Source organism: Streptomyces sp. FH025, assembly GCF_017427025.1.
Classification (GTDB): domain Bacteria; phylum Actinomycetota; class Actinomycetes; order Streptomycetales; family Streptomycetaceae; genus Kitasatospora.
In genome coordinates, this window is the sequence record NZ_JAFLNG010001218.1 from 1 (window position 1) to 1,091 (window position 1,091).

Consider the following 1,091-nt stretch of genomic DNA (forward strand, 5'->3'; position numbering starts at 1 on the left):
TCCACCGGAGCCGTCACCGAAACCGGCGCCTCCTCCGCCAGCCCGTCCCGCTGGCCGCCCGCCAGCGCCTGACGGGCAGCGGCCTCAGCCGCGGCCTCCTCGGCAGCGGACTGCTCGGCACCAGCGGCCTCGGCGCCCGGCTCCTCGGCGTCCGTCCGCTCCGCAGCCGGTTCCTCCGCCCCCGCGAGCCCGTCCCGCTGTCCGCCGGCCAGCGCCTGGCGGGCCGTGTAGGCGGCCTCGGCGGCTCGGCGGTCGGCCTTGGCGGCGGCGAGCTCGGTGAGCAGGTCGCCGAGGCCGGCGTCCTCCAGGCCGGTGCGCAGGCCGCGGATGGTGGGGAGGCGGTAGAGGGTGCCCTCGTCGGCGGCGAGCCGCTCGACCAGGTCGATCAGTTCGGGGAAGGCGAGCCCGTCGAGGTCGTGCTCGGGCAGCAGCCGGTCGAGGCCGCGCAGCCCGGTGTTGATCCCCTCGAAGGCCTGCGCGGTGCGCTCGACCAGGGCGCCGTCGGCGGGCACGGCCGGGAGGGTGCCGGAGGGGGCGAGGGCGGCCCAGGCGCGGCGCTCGATCTCGGCGGAGGTGAGGGCCTCGTGCAGGTCCTCGCGGCGGACCTTGCGGTCGGTGGCCAGGGCGACGGCCTGCTTGCGCAGCGAGCGGCCGCGGAGCCAGGAGAGCTTGACGCCGTTCTCGCGGCGCCAGGTGCTGTCGGCGGTGGCGGCGGCGAGGGCGACGAGGTCGGCGTCGTACGCGGCGGTGGTGAGGGTGGCGGAGGTGCGGTGCACCCGGTGGAGCATCTCGACCATCAGCGCGGTCTTGGCGACGGTGCCGGGTTCGTCGAGCTTGGCCTCGGCGGCCAGCGCGGTGACGGCTTCCCAGGTCTGCTGGAGGTCGCGGCCCCGCAGCTCGGCGAGGGCGGTGGAGGCGGCGCGGGCGTCCTCGGGGGTGGCGACGGTGTCGACGGCCGCGTACCAGGCGTGGGTGTCGGCGCTGAGCGTGAAGGCCCCGAGCTCGGCGTAGCGGCCGAGGTCCTCGCGGAGGTCGGGCTCCGCGGCGGCGTCCTGGGGGTCCTTGACGTCTGCGGCGTCGGCGACGTCCGC

The 1,091-nt window shown here is 77.5% G+C and carries 1 protein-coding gene; it reads right to left on the reverse strand.

The window, feature by feature from the left end:
- A partial coding sequence (locus tag J0670_RS38525; protein ID WP_207817419.1) for a hypothetical protein occupies positions 1 to 1,091 on the reverse strand: 1,091 nt, incomplete at both ends.